13 protein-coding genes are annotated in these 16,478 nt (G+C 39.9%); 2 read left to right on the top strand and 11 right to left on the bottom strand.

The features are described 5' to 3' along the window. Nucleotides 1-4 precede the first annotated feature (4 nt). Genes AC1W6K_RS08660 through selD form a run of 3 tightly spaced genes read right to left on the bottom strand, consistent with a single transcriptional unit; the run spans nucleotide 5 to nucleotide 2,516 of the window. The gene (locus AC1W6K_RS08660; protein WP_481721120.1) at nucleotides 5-712 is read right to left on the bottom strand and encodes an SAM-dependent methyltransferase; all 708 of its coding nucleotides are present in this window, start codon (nucleotides 710-712) and stop codon (nucleotides 5-7) included. Beyond that, nucleotides 709-1,470, bottom strand: a complete 762-nt coding sequence (locus tag AC1W6K_RS08655; protein ID WP_481947182.1) for an alpha/beta fold hydrolase — start codon at nucleotides 1,468-1,470, stop codon at nucleotides 709-711. The genes AC1W6K_RS08660 and AC1W6K_RS08655 overlap by 4 nt, the downstream gene beginning before the upstream one ends. Next, nucleotides 1,470-2,516 (bottom strand): selenide, water dikinase SelD, encoded by a 1,047-nt coding sequence (gene selD / locus AC1W6K_RS08650; protein ID WP_481721116.1) that lies wholly within the window; start codon nucleotides 2,514-2,516, stop codon nucleotides 1,470-1,472. The genes AC1W6K_RS08655 and selD overlap by 1 nt, the downstream gene beginning before the upstream one ends. Nucleotides 2,517-2,817: 301 nt before the next feature. Between selD and AC1W6K_RS08645 the strand changes: the two genes are divergently transcribed. Then, nucleotides 2,818-6,078 carry a TonB-dependent receptor gene (locus AC1W6K_RS08645; protein ID WP_481947181.1) on the top strand — a complete coding sequence of 1,087 codons (3,261 nt, stop codon included), beginning with the start codon at nucleotides 2,818-2,820 and terminating at the stop codon, nucleotides 6,076-6,078. A 556-nt stretch (nucleotides 6,079-6,634) separates the two neighbouring features. Here the strand turns inward: AC1W6K_RS08645 and AC1W6K_RS08640 are convergent. From AC1W6K_RS08640 to AC1W6K_RS08625, 4 genes are all read right to left on the bottom strand, one after another. Continuing rightward, a complete protein-coding gene (locus AC1W6K_RS08640) occupies nucleotides 6,635-7,606 on the bottom strand; it encodes a UDP-glucuronic acid decarboxylase family protein (protein ID WP_481947180.1) in 972 nt (323 codons plus the stop codon). Between the two features lie 3 nt (nucleotides 7,607-7,609). Continuing rightward, nucleotides 7,610-8,920 (bottom strand): UDP-glucose dehydrogenase family protein, encoded by a 1,311-nt coding sequence (locus tag AC1W6K_RS08635; protein WP_481947179.1) that lies wholly within the window; start codon nucleotides 8,918-8,920, stop codon nucleotides 7,610-7,612. 81 nt (nucleotides 8,921-9,001) lie between these two features. Beyond that, entirely contained in the window at nucleotides 9,002-10,627 is a 1,626-nt protein-coding gene (gene pafA / locus AC1W6K_RS08630; RefSeq protein ID WP_481947178.1) for an alkaline phosphatase PafA, read from the bottom strand. After that, the gene (locus tag AC1W6K_RS08625; protein ID WP_481947177.1) at nucleotides 10,624-11,082 is read right to left on the bottom strand and encodes a type I restriction enzyme HsdR N-terminal domain-containing protein; all 459 of its coding nucleotides are present in this window, start codon (nucleotides 11,080-11,082) and stop codon (nucleotides 10,624-10,626) included. The genes pafA and AC1W6K_RS08625 overlap by 4 nt, the downstream gene beginning before the upstream one ends. A 69-nt stretch (nucleotides 11,083-11,151) precedes the next feature. Between AC1W6K_RS08625 and AC1W6K_RS08620 the strand changes: the two genes are divergently transcribed. Then, nucleotides 11,152-11,925, top strand: a complete 774-nt coding sequence (locus AC1W6K_RS08620; RefSeq protein ID WP_481947176.1) for an AMP nucleosidase — start codon at nucleotides 11,152-11,154, stop codon at nucleotides 11,923-11,925. Here AC1W6K_RS08620 and AC1W6K_RS08615 read toward each other — a convergent pair. From AC1W6K_RS08615 to argS, 4 genes are all read right to left on the bottom strand, one after another. Continuing rightward, nucleotides 11,922-13,274 carry a tetratricopeptide repeat protein gene (locus tag AC1W6K_RS08615; protein ID WP_481947175.1) on the bottom strand — a complete coding sequence of 451 codons (1,353 nt, stop codon included), beginning with the start codon at nucleotides 13,272-13,274 and terminating at the stop codon, nucleotides 11,922-11,924. The genes AC1W6K_RS08620 and AC1W6K_RS08615 overlap by 4 nt on opposite strands. A 15-nt stretch (nucleotides 13,275-13,289) precedes the next feature. Next, nucleotides 13,290-14,198 (bottom strand): 1,4-dihydroxy-2-naphthoate octaprenyltransferase, encoded by a 909-nt coding sequence (menA, locus tag AC1W6K_RS08610; RefSeq protein WP_481947174.1) that lies wholly within the window; start codon nucleotides 14,196-14,198, stop codon nucleotides 13,290-13,292. A 2-nt stretch (nucleotides 14,199-14,200) separates the two neighbouring features. After that, nucleotides 14,201-14,779 carry a glutathione peroxidase gene (locus tag AC1W6K_RS08605; protein WP_481719891.1) on the bottom strand — a complete coding sequence of 193 codons (579 nt, stop codon included), beginning with the start codon at nucleotides 14,777-14,779 and terminating at the stop codon, nucleotides 14,201-14,203. A gap of 45 nt (nucleotides 14,780-14,824) precedes the next feature. After that, on the bottom strand, nucleotides 14,825-16,478 hold a 1,654-nt coding region (gene argS, locus AC1W6K_RS08600), incomplete at its 5' end, for an arginine--tRNA ligase (protein WP_481947173.1).

The raw sequence follows: 16,478 nt of genomic DNA, 5'->3' as shown, positions 1-16,478 counted from the left end.
CGGATTAATTATTGGTTTGGCCAAAAAGGAAAATGCAGGGTATTTTGTGCAGTTCAGGTTTTTGTACCGACCAGTTTTTCAGTGTTTTTGTTTGGATGAAACCACCTTCTCCTTGCAGATTAGCGCCGATGGCTACCATCGTATTTCCGGGAAGATGTAGGATCATATCCTCTAATAATCCATTGTTACGATAGGGAGTCTCGATGAACATGTGTGTTTCCCCCGTTTTTTCGGTTAGCTGAACTAATTGTTCCATGCGCTTAATACGGGCAGGTTTCTCGATGGGGAGGTAGCCATGAAAGGTAAATTTTTGGCCTGAAAAACCAGATCCCATGAGTGCGAGTAGGATAGAAGAGGGTCCCACGAGTGGAACAACTTCAATGCCCATTTCTTGAGCGATTCCTACGGCTAGGGCTCCTGGATCTGCGACACCTGGGCAACCTGCCTCGGAGATAACACCGATGTAGGATTCGTTTTGATGTTTTTGAAAGAAATCTAAGATTGATTTTTTCTGGGTGTCTTTGTCTAGAATTTCAAATGTCAACGAATCGATCGTGATACCCATTTTGAGTTCAGAAATAAATCTGCGCGCTGTCCGGATATTCTCAACAAGAAAATGTTGGCATTGCGCGATATGCGCTGCCACCTCCGGCGCTAAGGAAGTTGACGCGGTATTTTCTGCAATGGGGCAGGGGATGAGTATCAGTTTCATAGGATCGACTGAATAACTTGAATAAACGCTTCAGGCTGGTCGGCCTGCACCCAATGTCCCGCATTTGCAATTGTGTGTAATTCAAAATTGGGGAAGATTTCGGAAATGAAGCGTTCGTCTTCTGGTTGGATGTAATGTGAATTTGCTCCTTTTATAAAATGTATAGGTGTCTGGCAGGGGATTTTGACCCATAATTCATGGCCGATTACATCAATGTTTTTGGTGATGACGGCTAGGTTGATTCGCCAGGCGAATTCCGCATCGTTTTTCCGGTATAGGTTCTTTAATAAAAATTGTCGAATGCCTTCTTGTTCCTCGAAACGCTTGAGGTGTTCATTTGCTTCGGTTCGTGAGGCGATCGTTTTTAGGTCAATGCTATTTAATCCTGACAAAATTGATGTATGATGGACTGGATAGAATTTCGGGGCTATGTCCACAATGATAAACTTGTCAGAAAGTGTCGGGTAGTTCAAGGCAAATTGCATAACTACTTTCCCACCCATGGAGTGTCCAATGATGATCGGATTGGTCAATTGATGCGTGTCGATGAATTCTTTTAGGTCCTCTGACATCACTTGATAGTCGAACTCGTCGGACCAAGGTGATTGTCCGTGGTTTCGTTGGTCTACTAAATAGACTTGATGGGTGTTTGCAAAAACCTTTGCGATGCCCAACCAGTTGTCGGAGCTACCAAAAATACCATGTAAAATAATCATGGCTGGTCCTTGTTCTCCTACTTTTCTATAATATAGTTCCATTATTTCAGGTAGATCGCTTTTTCTTTTTTGGGAATTGTTTGACCTATTGGCTTCAAATCAAAGCCTGCTGCTTTCGCAAATGTTTCGAATGCATCTTTCTGTGATTTGGAAACGGCGATTAATAAACCACCCGAGGTTTGCGGATCAGCCCCGATGAGTCGTTGGGTTTCTGTAATGTCTTCCTGTATTCGGTGTCCATAGCTTGCCCAATTGCGACTTGTACCGCCAGGAAAACATTTTTGGTCCAAGTAATGGTTTAGATTATTGAGGGTTGGTATTTGGTCGAAGAACAATTCGGCGCTGACACCTGAGCCATCACACATTTCGATTAAATGGCCCATGAGACCAAATCCGGTCACGTCGGTGAGTGATTCTACATAATCTAAAGGAGCTATTTTCGCCCCAAAGGAATTAAGCGTACTCATTTGTTTAACGGCTGTGGCCAGGTCGGCGTCTGAAACGATGCCTCTTTTTTGGGCAGTGGTTAAAATACCTACACCTAAAGGTTTAGTTAAGTACAGGAGTGCGTTGGCGGAAGCTTGATCGTTTTGCTTCAGATTTTCTTTTTTGACTTTCCCGGTTACGGCTAATCCGAAAATCGGCTCTGGGGAGTCAATGGAATGCCCGCCAGCGAGTGGAATGCCGGCCTCCGCACATGCGGCGCGACCACCTTCTAATACTTGTCTGGCAATTTCGGGGGCAATTTTATCGATGGGCCAACCTAAAATTGCGATGGCCATGAGCGGTTTGCCGCCCATCGCATATATGTCTGAAATGGCGTTTGTGGCTGCAATTTTTCCGAAGTCGAATGGATTGTCGACAATGGGCATAAAGAAATCGGTGGTGGAAATGACGGCCTCACCGTTTTCCCAATCGAAAACAGCGGCGTCGTCGCGACTTTCATTGCCAACTAATAGAAGGGGGTAGTGTTTTTTAGGCGTGTCCGATTGAAGGATTTGATTTAAGATTTGGGGTGATATTTTACATCCGCAGCCTGCGCCGTGGGAATAAGATGTCAACTTGATGGGTACTTCGTTCGTTTGCATAGGAAAATTTCTGCTGCAAAATTATTCTTTAAATAATTAAAAATTAAGTTTCTGTTAAATTTTAAACGGTTTTAGGACTAAACTGCGTTTCAAACATTTGATATAGTACATTATTTATGGCTTTTGTGCTATAAATCAATAAATTATGAGAAAAGTCTTTTGTAGTCTTTTTGGAGTATTTGATTTTTTAGGTTTATTTTGTGTTAAGAATCTCCCATTTCATTTATAACTAAATTTCAAATTTATGCACAAAAGGTTTATTACTCATTCAGTATTATTTGGAGCGTTATTTGCGCTAGTAATGATACTTCCTATCGGGCAGTTATTTGCTCAAGGTTCTACTACTTCCGCTCTGTCGGGAAGTGTCGTTGACGAAAAAGGCGAAGGCCTACCAGGTGCAACGGTGATTGCTATTCATGAGCCTACGGGTTCACGTTACGGTGCGTCTACACGTGCAGATGGTCGTTACAATATTGTTAACATGCGTGTGGGTGGTCCATACAAGGTTACCGTTTCATTTGTTGGTTACAAAGAGGCAGTTCAATCTGGAATTGTATTGACACTAGCATCTGAATTGCGTCAAAACTTCAAATTGGAAGTTAGTCAATCTCAGTTAGAAGAAGTTAAGGTTGTAGCTTCGCGTAGTTCGGTGATTAACTCAGGACGTACGGGTGCGGCAACAACCGTTTCAAATTCTTCAATTACTACATTACCTACTTTAAATCGTTCATTAGGTGATTTTGCGCGTTTAGATCCACGTGCGAATGGCTTGAGTTTTGCAGGACGTAATGCGTTGTACAACAACATTACAGTTGATGGTGCATTTTTTAATAATACGTTTGCCTTGTCATCTACGATTGGTGGACAAACAGGAGCTTCACCAATCTCAATAGATGCGATTGATCAGTTCCAAGTAATTATTGCTCCTTATGACGTTCGTCAGGGTATGGCTACAGGTGCTAACATCAACGTTGTTACTAAGTCAGGTACAAATGAATGGACAGGTTCTGGATACTATTTTGGAACAAATGAGGGCTTAGTAGGAAACAAAATTGGTGATGCGACTAATCAATATGGTAAATTTAACCGTGGTCAATACGGAGCGCGTATTGGTGGTGCACTTGTTAAAAACAAATTATTTGTTTTCGCGTCATTTGAGCAAGAGGCAACTACGGAGCCAGGATCAAACTTTGTGGCAACACGTACAGGAACTGAGCCAAATAGATCTATTGCCAAAGCGGAAGATTTAGATCGTTTGAAGTCTTTCTTATTGTCAAAATACAATTACGATCCAGGTGCTTACGAGAATTACAACAAAGAAAAGTATTCTCAAAAAGCGAATTTGCGTCTAGATTGGAACATCTCTGATAAGCACAAGTTTAACTTCAAATATAATTACTTACGTTCATTTGCCGATATTTCTCCATCCAATTCCGGAGCTTTGTCAGGAGGACGTTCTCCATCGGTCAATGTATTGCCTTTCCAAGGCTCTATGTATCGAATCAATAATAACTTAGATTCATACATTGCTGAATTGAACTCGACATTCTCGAATTCTATTTCGAACAACTTTACGATTGGTTATACAGCGATGCGTGACTTCCGTCAATCACCTGTGAATAACACACCATTCCCAATGGTTGACATTGGAAACAATAACTTAAATGAGTTAACTTCATTTGGTTATGAGCCTTTCTCAGCAAATAACCGGTTAGATACGGATGTTTTCCAAATGTCGGATAACTTAACAATTTATAAAGGAAAGCATGTGTATACGTTGGGTGTTGCATATGAGGCCAACTCATTCTTGAATGGTTTTGCGCCTAACTACTTTGGTGGTTACCAATTCAGATCAATTAATGATTTCATAGCTTCAGCTACGAATGGTGTTTCTAATGCAGTTCGCTTTACACAAAATTCATCTAACTACGCAGAGTTTCCTTTTGCTGAGATGAAAGGAAGTACATTCTCTTTTTATGGTCAAGATGAGGTTACAGCTGCTAAAGGTTTGAAATTGACGTTTGGTCTACGTGGTGATGCTACATCGTTCCCATCATTTGACGAGCCAAAATATACGAACAATTTTGTACCAAATTTGACTTTCCGTGATGGAGTTAAGTTGTCTACAAATACATTCCCTGAAACAAGAATTTTGTGGTCCCCACGTTTCGGATTTAACTGGGATGTAAAGGATGACAAGACAACTCAAATTCGTGGTGGTTTAGGCATATTCTCAGGACGTGTTCCATACGTGTGGTTATCAAATCAGTTGTCAAACAATGGTGTTTTGTTTAGTTCAGAAACTTTAAATAACCCAACAAATCGTCCATTTAATGCAGATGTAAATACGTATCGTCCAACTGTTTCTGCCACTGTTAACCCAGTTTCTTATAACTTAGCAGTGACTGATCCAAACTTCAAATTCCCTCAAATTTTCCGCGCGAATTTAGCAGCTGATAAACAATTTGGCGATGGTTGGATTGTTTCTTTAGAAGGTATCTACACGAAAGATTTGAATGCTGTTTACTTAGAAAATGTTAACATGCCAAACTCAGTTGTTAAAGCGGTAGGTCGAGATAACCGTACCATTTTCTATACAGCTTCAGCGGCAGGTATTCCTACGAACACACGTATTAACCAAATTTATGGTAATGTAAGAGGTGTGAATGCGCCAGCTACTGGTAATTCATCAGCCGCACCGAATATCTCTGATGCAATTGTTATTAAGAATACGAACCTAGGTTATTCTTACGCTATTACGGCATCGATTTCAAAAGCATTCGAAAATGGATTATTTGCATCATTAGCTTACACGAATTCGGACTCACGTTCTGTAAATGACGGTGGTTCAATTGCGCAATCTCAATGGAGAGACCGTGTTGTTTCTGGTGATCCTAATGAGAACGTTGCTTCATATTCTTCTTACATGCAAGCACATCGTATCAATGCGTATGGTTCATACCGTTTGAATTACTTGAATGAAAAAGCGTCAACGACATTTGGTTTCACGTATTCAGTAGCCCCGGCAGGTCGTTTTTCATATACGTACTCAGGAGATATGAATGGAGATGGTCAATTTGCTAATGATTTAATTTTTATTCCTCGTAGTCAATCTGAAATTATGTTACGTGACTTAGGTACGTATACAGCTGGTCAGCAGTGGGCTGATTTAGACAAGTATATATCACAAGATAAGTATCTGTCTGCTCATCGTGGTCAGTATGCTGAGCGTAATGGTGCTGAGTTACCTTGGTCTGCCAACTTTGACTTTAAGGTGATCCAAGATTTCTACATTAATGTAGGAGGTAAGAAAAATACGTTACAGTTAACATTGGATGTATTTAACTTCGGTAATTATGTGTCTCCACAGTGGGGATTAAATCAATCGCCTTTGCGCGCCGGTTTATTGAACTATGTAACAAATGATGCCGCAACTGGTAAACCAGTGTTCACATTCCCTTTCCGTTCAGGTACTACGCCATTAACAGAATCATTCCAACGTTCTTTCGGACTTGGTTCTCGCTGGCAAGCACAATTCGGTATCCGTTATATCTTCAACTAAGGTACTGCTAATCCGAAGTAAAAAGGCTGCTCGAAAGAGCAGCCTTTTTTGTTTTGTTCTTCTTTGGCAAAGCTTAAAAGCTTTGCCAAAGTTTGAGGCGTTTTCACGCCGATTCCTAAAACCTATTTAGAACGCGATACTTCGCGTATGTTTCTTTGGCAAAGCTTAAACGCTTTGCCAAAGTTTGAGGCGTTTTCACGCCGATTCCTAAAACCTATTTAGAACGCGATACTTCGTGTATGTTTCTTTGGCAAACCTACAAGGATTGCCAAAGTTTGAGGCGTTTTCACGCCGATTCCTAAAACCTATTTAGAACGCGATACTTCGCGTATGTTTCTTTGGCAAAGCTTAAAAGCTTTGCCAAAGTTTGAGGCGTTTTCACGCCGATTCCTAAAACCTATTTAGAACGCGATACTTCGTGTATGTTTCTTTGGCAAACCTTCAAGGATTGCCAAAGTTTGAGTTGTTTTCACGCCGATTCCTAAAACCTATTTAGAACGCGATACTTCGCGTCTCGACAAAAGGCATAAAAAAAAACGGTTTTACCCGGTTTCAATTAAAACTCTTTATGATGTGCCATGCGATGTAAATCCTCAGGACTTAATGACTTAAAGTATTCGTAGGTAATTTTCAAACCCTCCGCACGCGTTACTTTAGGTTCCCAACCCAATAAAGCTTTCGCCTTAGTAATGTCTGGTTTGCGTTGTTTCGGATCGTCGGTGGGCAATGGAAGTGAAATCAACTTCTGACTCGTTCCTGTTAATTTGATAATCTCCTCACCAAATTCCTTGATGGTAATTTCATCTGGATTACCAATGTTCACTGGTTGGGCATAATCGCTTAATAACAACCGGTAAATACCTTCCACTAAATCATCTACATAACAGAATGCACGCGTTTGTGAACCATCACCAAACATCGTTAAATCTTCGCCTCGCAAGGCTTGGCCAATAAATGCTGGTAATACACGGCCATCATTCAGACGCATACGTGGTCCATAGGTATTAAAAATTCGCACGATGCGCGTTTCTAGCCCGTGATAGGTATTATAAGCCATTGTCATCGCCTCTTGAAAGCGTTTGGCTTCGTCGTATACACCGCGCGGACCCACAGGGTTCACATTTCCCCAATATTCTTCCGGTTGCGGATGGACCGTTGGATCTCCGTATACTTCAGAAGTGGACGCGATTAATACGCGAGCATTTTTTACACGTGCTAATCCTAGGCAATTATGAATACCTAAAGAGCCCACTTTTAGGGTCTGAATAGGGATCTTTAAATAGTCAATCGGTGATGCTGGAGAGGCAAAGTGTAGAATGTAATCTAAATCTCCAGGAACGTGAATGAACTTAGAAACATCATGGTGGTAAAATTCAAAATGTTCTAATTTGAACAAATGTTCAATATTCTTCAAATCACCCGTAATCAAATTATCCATCGCAATGACATGATAACCCTCTTTGATAAATCGATCACATAAATGCGATCCCAAAAATCCAGCTCCTCCGGTAATTAATATTCGTTTCATAAGTTATTTAACAAATTTGCGGCCTACTGAATAATAGGTGTAGCCTAACTCTTGCATTTGGGGTAATTCATATAAATTACGTCCGTCGAAAATGACTTTATTTTTCAATAAACTATCCATGCGATCAAAATCAGGTGTTCTGAATTGTGGCCATTCTGTTACGATTAATAAGGCATCTGCTCCCTCAATGGCATCGTATGGATTCTTAGCATATTCAACGACATCACCCAGTAATTCTTTGACATTTTTCATCGCCTCCGGGTCATAAACACGTACTTTACAACCTAGGGCCAACAATGCCTCAATGTTATACAAGGCAGGTGCCTCACGAATATCATCTGTATAAGGTTTAAAAGCTAAGCCCCATATTCCAATCGTTTTTCCAGCCAAATCATTGTTAAAGTGACTTTCAATCAACGGCATCAATTTCGTTTTTTGCAATTCATTGACACGCATCACCGAATCCAAAATGTGAAATTGATAGGCATTATCTTCGGATGTTTTAGCTAAGGCTTGCACGTCTTTTGGAAAACAAGAGCCGCCATAACCAATACCTGCAAATAAGAATCGCTTTCCGATACGGGAGTCTGTTCCGATGCCCCGACGAATATCATCGACATTGGCACCTACTTTTTCACATAGATTAGCAATCTCATTCATGAAGGTAATCTTGGTGGCCAAAAACGCATTAGCTGCATATTTGGTCATTTCCGCCGAGCGTTCATCCATAAAGATGATTGGATTTCCTTGACGAACCAATGGCGCATATAATTTAGTCATTACATCTTTCGCACGATCTGATTCTGTTCCAATAACCACTCTGTCAGGTTTCATGAAGTCTTCTACTGCGACTCCCTCACGCAAAAATTCTGGGTTTGATACAACATCAAAATTAACTTGGGCGTTTTTAGCAATCGCCGCATGGACTAATTCAGACGTACCCACAGGAACTGTACTTTTATCAATTATGATGGTATATTCAGTCAATAATGGACCTAAATCATTCGCTACTTGTAAAATATATTTTAAGTCGGCAGAACCATCTTCCCCTGGGGGAGTTGGCAAGGCTAAGAAAATAACTTTGGCTCCCGCAATTCCATCCACTAAGGAAGTAGTGAAATTTAGTCGGCCTTCATTGACATTCCGATGAAACATATCTTCCAAGCCTGGTTCGTAGATAGGAACAATCCCATTTTGCATTTGCTTGATCTTCGCTTCATTAATATCAACGCATGTTACATAGTTTCCTGTTTCAGCAAAACAGGTTCCTGTTACGAGGCCTACGTACCCAGTGCCAACAACCGCAATTTTCATAGAGAATTCTTTATTTTGTTCAAAAATTGACTTCAAATTTAGCCAAATATCTTTAATTAATGCTACTTATTGATTTGTCGGCTACTTTTTTAAAGGGATAATACGACCGATACTTCCCGATGGTTCCATGCAATGCAACCAATTGGCTAAGCTTGTCGAAATATCACTGATACTTGTACGTTCAGTTACCTCACTAGGCTTAACTTTCCAGCCATAAAATACGAGAGGAACGTGCGTGTCATAGGCATATAATGTACTATGTGTTGTGCCTGTTTTACTGCCCATAAACCATTGAGGTTTCAACAAAATCATCACATCACCACTACGATCTGGATTATATCCGTTTCTTATTAAATCGGCATACAAGTTGTTTAAGGTCAAACCATCAATATTTTGCAGGTCGATTAACTCTTGAAATCCAGCCTGTTTCTTAAGTGACTGTTTAACTACTTGAATTAGTTTTGCCCGATCAATGTTCATTTTGATTAATGCTGCCTTGTTGAAGTATAATTGGGAGTTGTCTTCACCAATAATTAAGTCAGCCTGTCCAAATGCCTCCTGCGTTGCTTTTTTGATATCAGCCATGGCTTTCACACGTTCAAAAACACCACCAGGCATATTATGACTATTCAAATAACCTGGGATTTCAGCCACAGCATGATCTGCTGTCAGGAATACGAGTACTTGATCTTTACCATAGTTTTTGTCCAAATAAGTTAATATCTCAGCGATGTCTTGGTCTAAACGCAAATAGGTATCCTCCAATTCAACTGACTGAGGCCCATAACTATGTCCTACATAATCTGTTGACGAAAAGCTTACGGCTAAAAAGTCGGTGGTTCCATTTTTACCTAATTTCTCCTCCGTCATCGCTTGGATCGCGAAATCTTTTGTCAATGTATTTCCATACGGACTTGTGCGAATTAATTCCAACGGATTCCCTCCTTGTAAAGTATGTGGGAACACGGGTGCAGTTTCTCCTACCAATTTTGTCTCATAAGGAGAATCGTCTGGACCACTGAGCGTGTAGGTTTGGATAGGATAAAGTGTGTTCCAACCGGCCTTCGTGTATTTTAGTGCGCGTTGTTCTGCGTTAAATGCTTGCACCCATCTAGGTAGGGATTGCATGTAAAAACTTGATGTGATCCAGCGGCCTTCTTTTGAGTCATACCAATAAGCGCCATCAGCTGAATGACCTCCTGGCAAAATTGCCCCACGGTCTTTCAAGGCAATGGCAATGGTTTTTGACTTGAAGTTTTGAGCTAATTTTAATTGATCCGTAATTGTACTTGTCCACATATTTTTCGGCGACATGAAGCCTGTTTTGCCCGTGGTTCCTACGGTACTAACGGTACTATCATCTGTGCAATATACTTTTTTGCCCGATGCCACGTCCGTCCATTCATTACCTACAATTCCATGAACTGCTGGAACTGTCCCCGTGTAAACACTGGCATGCCCGGCAGCCGTTACGGTAGGAGCGTAGTTATAGTGATTATCTTGGCAATTCATTCCTTCGCGGATGAGGCGTTTAAGCCCATTGTTTGAATAGCGGTCTGCGTATTTGTACAAATATTCGTACCGCATTTGGTCTACGACGATTCCTACCACCAAAGCAGGTCGATTCGAATCAGTTGATTTTTTCTGTCCATAAGTGACTGATAAGCTTGCCACTATAGCCAAAATAAGTAAGTTGATTTTTTTCATTGGTAAATTGGAAATTCAGTTAATTGATTTGTTGTTGCGTTTTCAATGTCTATTTCAAATATTTGATGTTCAAGGCCGTTGGTTAATACCAAAAATCTCGCTTCGTTTTTCTTTTGATATTGACTTATTTGCTGAAATACCTGGGCTGATAATGCCACATGGGGTGCTTTGCATTCAATCAACATAAATACGTTTCCCTGCTTGTCAAATACTTGAATATCAGTTCTTCGTTGCATTTGATCTATTTCATGTCCTCGTTCTATTTGAATGATTGATGAAGGGTAGTTTAGGTAACGCGTTAGGTAATTTAAGCAATGTTGGCGAACCCACTCTTCCGGAGTTAACGCGCGATATTTTTTTGCAATCCCATCGTAAATGAAAATCTTTCCATCCTTTTGCGTTAATTTATACTCAAATTCAGGAAAGAGTAATTGCAGTTCTGCCAACGGGCGCATAGATTTTAAGCTAAACAAAGGACTAAATTAAGCTATTTGTTCGTTATTTACATTACACCTAATCAAATTATGAAGACGAAAGAAGAGATTGTTGAAAATTGGTTACCACGTTACACGGGTACACCGATTGAATCATTTGGCCAATATATATTATTGACAAATTTCAAAAATTACGTAGATATGTTTGCTGCGAAGTATCAGGTTGAGATTCTTGGAAAAGATCGGCCTATGCAAACGGCTACTGCAAATAACATTACAATAATCAATTTCGGGATGGGTTCTCCCATGGCGGCTACTGTCATGGATATCTTAGCGGCCATCAGTCCTAAAGCTGTTTTATTTTTAGGTAAGTGTGGTGGATTAAAAAAGAATTTGAGTTTGGGCGATTTGATTTTGCCTATTGCGGCCGTTCGTGGAGAGGGAACTTCAGATGAATATATGCCAAAAGAAGTGCCTGCCTTACCTTCATTTCGTTTGCAGCGTGCTGTTTCTTCGATGATAAAAAAACACGAGTTAGATTATTGGACAGGCTTGATTTACACTACTAATCGCCGTGTTTGGGAGCATGACGAAGCGTTCAAAACCTATTTGTCTGAAATTCGTGCGATGGGAATTGATATGGAGACTGCGACGATTTTTACCGTAGGATTTGTTAATAAAATCCCACACGGAGCCTTGTTATTAGTTTCGGATAATCCCATGACTCCTGATGGCGTTAAGACGGAGGTTTCAGATAAAAAAGTGACCACAAGTTATGTGGAATCTCATCTGCAGATTGGCATAGATTCATTAATTGAACTAGCGAGTTCAGGGGAATCAGTTAAACACTTACGGTTTGATTAGTTGCAGTGGTCCCGAATAACTTGGTACGCTTGATTGTATCCTAATTCACCTGATTTACTTAAGTCCATACAGCCAGAAGAATCACCTAGCGCTAACTTGATGATACCTCGTATAAAATAGGCCTCAGCATATTTCGGATTCAACTTGATGGCATTGGAGCAATCTTGAATGGCATTGCGCTGATCCCCTAAAGATGATTTTGCTACGCCTCTGAAATAGTAAGCTTCAGCAAAGATTGGATTTAATGAAATCGCACGGTTATAATCTTCCATTGCTTGCTTGGCATCCCCAGATTTTGCTTTTGCGACACCCCGATTAAAGTATACTTCCGAACGTTCTGTGCTAAATGATGCTATTTTCAACTTGTCAGGTACCCCGTTACGTAATTCATCCAAAAGCACTTTGGTCATTTTTGCGTCATATATAATTTTCGTATTTTCATTATTTCCTAAATCGGCCGATTTACTATAATCGTCAATTGCGCCACGTTGGTCACCTAATTTTGCTTTTACAAATGCGCGTCCGTAATAAGCTTCCACTTTCATTGGGTCCATTTCAATAGCTTTTGAAAAATCCTCTAGCGCACCTTTCTCCCCATTTTCGCCCCGAAAATTTTCTAAATGCGTTTTACAAAATCCTGAATTGTAATAATCATCAGCATTATCGGCACTTAATTTGATGGCTTCAGCATAATCTTTTAATGCCAAATTGTATTCCGATAATTGCATTTTTGCATACGCGCGGAAAGAAAAATAACCAGAACGCTTTGGGCTTAATTCAATAGCTTTATCAAAGTCCTCAATACTTCCTTTGAAGTCAAATAATTTTGATTTGGCTTCACCTCGTGCCGCTAAACCTGGAGCGTACTCAGCATTCAATTCTAGTGATTTATTAAAGTCTGAAAGACCTCCTCGGTAATTAGCCAATTTCATTTTCGATATGCCTCGGCTGTAATAGGCAGTTGCCTCCAACGGATTTAGGCGAATCGCTTCATTGTAGTCTTGAATCGCAACTTTGTGGTTTTCTTGCTTACTGTAACTTTGTCCGCGTGCAATAAATGCTTCGAAATACGTGGGTTTTAATTCAATCGCCTTGTCAAAATCTAAGATGGCTCCTCGGAAATCTTTCAAGTTATATTTGGCAAAGCCACGGTTATAAAAGGAATCTGGATTTGGATTAGCTATATTCTTTTCAATTTCTAAGCTGAAATTGCGCAAAGCATCAGCGTAATTGCCCGTTTTGTTCTGCGTTAATCCTAATTCAAGGTAATTTATGCTTTCTTGTGCAAAGGTATTCGTAGCTGTTATGCAGAAAATGCCTACTAGTAATGTTGCATAAATATGTTTCATGGTCAGTTTTATTGATTATTGGATGATTTCACTAATTCCGAAAAGCAAAATTAAGAATAAAGTTCTTAATGCCGTCTTCTTTAAATAAGGATCTATTTCAGCTGGGGTCATTTCTGGATTTAGTTCGCGAACAAGCTGGATGATTGGATAATAACCCAGTAAGACAAGTAAATTACTCGTGGTAGATGATGCTGTTTCTAAAGCGATAAAATGATAGGCCGCAAAGCAAATAATTCCCAAAATTAGCAATGCTTTTTGGTAATAAAATCCTAATATCTTACCTATTCGAACGGGAATCGAAAATTTTCCTGACCGTTTGTCATTATCTAGGTCCCTTAGATTATTTAAGTTTAAAACGGCTACCGATAAAAATCCACAACCTGACGCAGGAATGGCTATATGAATTGGAATTGATTTTGTTTGAAGAAAATAAGAACCCATGGTGCCAACTAATCCAAAAAAAATAAATACGGAGAGGTCACCTAGGCCCATGTAGCCGTATGGTCTTTTTCCTACCGTGTAGGCGATAGCTGCTGCGATGCAAGCGATTCCTAAACCCAAAAAACCCATCCACGTTTGTAGTGATTCGTTTTGTAATCCTACGAATAATAATCCAATCCCAAGTGTAAAGGAGATCCCTGCGCTTAGGCGAACGGCGATCTGCATTTCAGATTGACTGATTTTGCCTGTTTGAACAGCACGCAAAGCGACTGTACGGTCTTGGGTATCAATTCCATTGGTAAAGTCACCTAAATCATTTGCGAAATTTGATAGAATTTGCAGTCCCAAAGTTGTCAATACCGCCAAAACAGCAATCGCCCAGTGAAATGTTCCCTGAGCGAATGCTAAAAAGTTACCCAATAATATGCTGGAAATAGCCAGCGGTAAGGTACGCGGTCGAGCCGCCTCTACCCATCGATTCATATTTATTTTTTTAACGCTTCAATAAACTCTTGGCTCGTTGGCTTAACCCCCGAAGCAAAGAAATTGGCTAACTCACCTTTTTCGTTAATGATGTATTTGCAGAAGTTCCAGCTTGGCTCTTTCTCGTTCCATCCATTTTGTGATTTGTCTGTTAGCCATTGATAAAGGTCACATTTTGCGTTACCCTTAACAACCACTTTTTCCATCATTTGGAATGATACTCCGTAGTTCAATTGGCAAAAAGATGCAATTTCAGAATTAGTACCTGGTTCTTGTCCGCCAAATTCATTCGCGGGGAAACCTAAAATGACAACATCTTTGTTGGCCTTGTGGAATTTCTCCCAATCTGCATATTGTGGTGTGTATCCACATTTAGAAGCCGTGTTTAACACAATAATTTTCTTTCCTTTAAATTGACTGAAGTCAATCTCTTTTCCATCAATCCCTTTCATCTTAAAAGAGTAGAAGTTTTTTCCAGCAACTGTTTCGGTGTTTTCTGGTCTTGATTTTGCCATGTTTTGAGTGAATGGTAAGGCTAGCGCCGTTAATAGTGATCCGATTTTCATAAGTCCTATGATCATAATAATACTGATTAAAATGGTGAATATAAGTGTTTTACGTTTCATTTACATCCGTTCGGGGACGATTACTCCTAATAACAATGCGGCTTGACGAATTGTTTTGCCAGTCATTTCCACTAAAGATAAGCGAATCTTTTGTTTTGTTTTATCTTCTTCATTAATGATGCTTAATTCGTTGTAAAATTTATTGAATTGTTTCGCCAAATCATATACGTATTGGGCGATGACTGATGGTGCCAACTGGGAAGCTGCTTCTTCAATTTTTAATTTATATTGAGCGATTAAATAGACTAATTCTTGTTCTGCCGTTGCCAATGTAATTGACTGATCTTCGGTCCATTCGTTACTGATGTCTAATTCTGCGGCTTTACGAACTATCGATTTAATTCGTGCATGCGTATATTGAATAAATGGTCCGGTATTTCCTTGGAAATCAATGGATTCGACAGGGTTAAATAACATTCGTTTTTTGGGATCTACCTTGAGTAAAAAATACTTCAAAGCTCCCATACCAAGCTGGTTAAATAGTTCATTGGATTCAGCTACTGAAAATCCATCTATTTTTCCTAGCTCCATTGTGCGCTCTTTGGCTGTTTGAATCATTTCTGCCATGAGGTCATCGGCATCTACGACGGTACCCTCCCTTGATTTCATTTTACCGCTTGGCAAATCTACCATGCCATAAGACAGGTGGAAATTACCTGTAGAGTAAGGTTTATTCAATTTTTTAAGGATATGGAAAAGGACCTCAAAATGATAATCTTGTTCGTTTCCTACCACATAGATGGATTTATCCGCACCAAAATCAGCATATTTTAATTGGGCTGTCCCCATGTCCTGTGTGATATACACAGACGTTCCATCTTTTCGCAAGACTAATTTTTCATCTAGACCTTCCGCTTCTAAATTGATCCAAACGGAACCGTCTGGTTTTTGGAAAAATACACCTTGAGCTAAACCTTCGTCTACTATTTTTTTTCCTAATAAATAGGTGTTTGATTCGCGGTAGATTTTATCAAAATCAACGCCCATTTGTGTGTACGATTTCTCAAAACCGGCAAAAACCCACGAATTCATCCGTTCCCAGAGTGCGATTACTTCGGGATCTTGCTGTTCCCAAGCGAGTAACATGGCTTGAGCTTGAAATAGGATAGGAGCTTCTGCTTTTGCTTGATCTTCAGTTTTTCCAGCTTTTTTTAGCGTTTCAATTTCTTCTTTATACGCCTTGTCAAATGCTACATAATATTTTCCAACTAGGTGGTCGCCTTTCATTCCACTTGTTTCAGGCGTTTCCCCCGAACCAAATAGTTGGTAAGCCAGCATAGATTTGCAAATGTGAATTCCCCGATCGTTTACTAAATTAGATTTAATAACTTCATAGCCAGCTGCCTCCATGATTTGAGCCACGGAATAGCCTAGAAAATTATTGCGCAAATGACCGAGATGCAGTGGCTTATTGGTGTTGGGTGAAGAATATTCAATTAACACTTTTTCATTTTTGGGTGCTAATTGAAACGCATTTGAATCGGCTAAACATTCCGCTAAAATGGATACCCAGGTTTCTTCTTTTAAACTCAAATTCAAGAATCCTTGAACTACTTGAAATTGGTCAACATGTTCATTATTTGCTTGAACGAATTCGCCCAACTTTTGTGCAATCATGGTCGGTGCAATTCCTTCTTTTTTCGTATAGGGAAAA

It is taken from the genome of Aquirufa sp. (assembly GCF_964796385.1).
This window is presented reverse-complemented; position numbering and strand designations above follow the sequence as displayed.

Bases quoted from the DNA above. Each gene is read 5' to 3' on its own strand.
- AC1W6K_RS08635 (WP_481947179.1), bottom strand. From the start codon at position 8,920: ATGAAAATTGCGGTTGTTGGCACTGGGTACGTAGGCCTCGTAACAGGA.
- menA (WP_481947174.1), bottom strand. From the start codon at position 14,198: ATGAATCGATGGGTAGAGGCGGCTCGACCGCGTACCTTACCGCTGGCT.
- AC1W6K_RS08645 (WP_481947181.1), top strand. From the start codon at position 2,818: ATGATACTTCCTATCGGGCAGTTATTTGCTCAAGGTTCTACTACTTCC.
- AC1W6K_RS08640 (WP_481947180.1), bottom strand. From the start codon at position 7,606: ATGAAACGAATATTAATTACCGGAGGAGCTGGATTTTTGGGATCGCAT.
- AC1W6K_RS08655 (WP_481947182.1), bottom strand. From the start codon at position 1,470: ATGGAACTATATTATAGAAAAGTAGGAGAACAAGGACCAGCCATGATT.
- AC1W6K_RS08615 (WP_481947175.1), bottom strand. From the start codon at position 13,274: ATGAAACATATTTATGCAACATTACTAGTAGGCATTTTCTGCATAACA.
- selD (WP_481721116.1), bottom strand. From the start codon at position 2,516: ATGCAAACGAACGAAGTACCCATCAAGTTGACATCTTATTCCCACGGC.
- AC1W6K_RS08660 (WP_481721120.1), bottom strand. From the start codon at position 712: ATGAAACTGATACTCATCCCCTGCCCCATTGCAGAAAATACCGCGTCA.
- AC1W6K_RS08625 (WP_481947177.1), bottom strand. From the start codon at position 11,082: ATGCGCCCGTTGGCAGAACTGCAATTACTCTTTCCTGAATTTGAGTAT.
- AC1W6K_RS08620 (WP_481947176.1), top strand. From the start codon at position 11,152: ATGAAGACGAAAGAAGAGATTGTTGAAAATTGGTTACCACGTTACACG.
- AC1W6K_RS08605 (WP_481719891.1), bottom strand. From the start codon at position 14,779: ATGATCATAGGACTTATGAAAATCGGATCACTATTAACGGCGCTAGCC.
- pafA (WP_481947178.1), bottom strand. From the start codon at position 10,627: ATGAAAAAAATCAACTTACTTATTTTGGCTATAGTGGCAAGCTTATCA.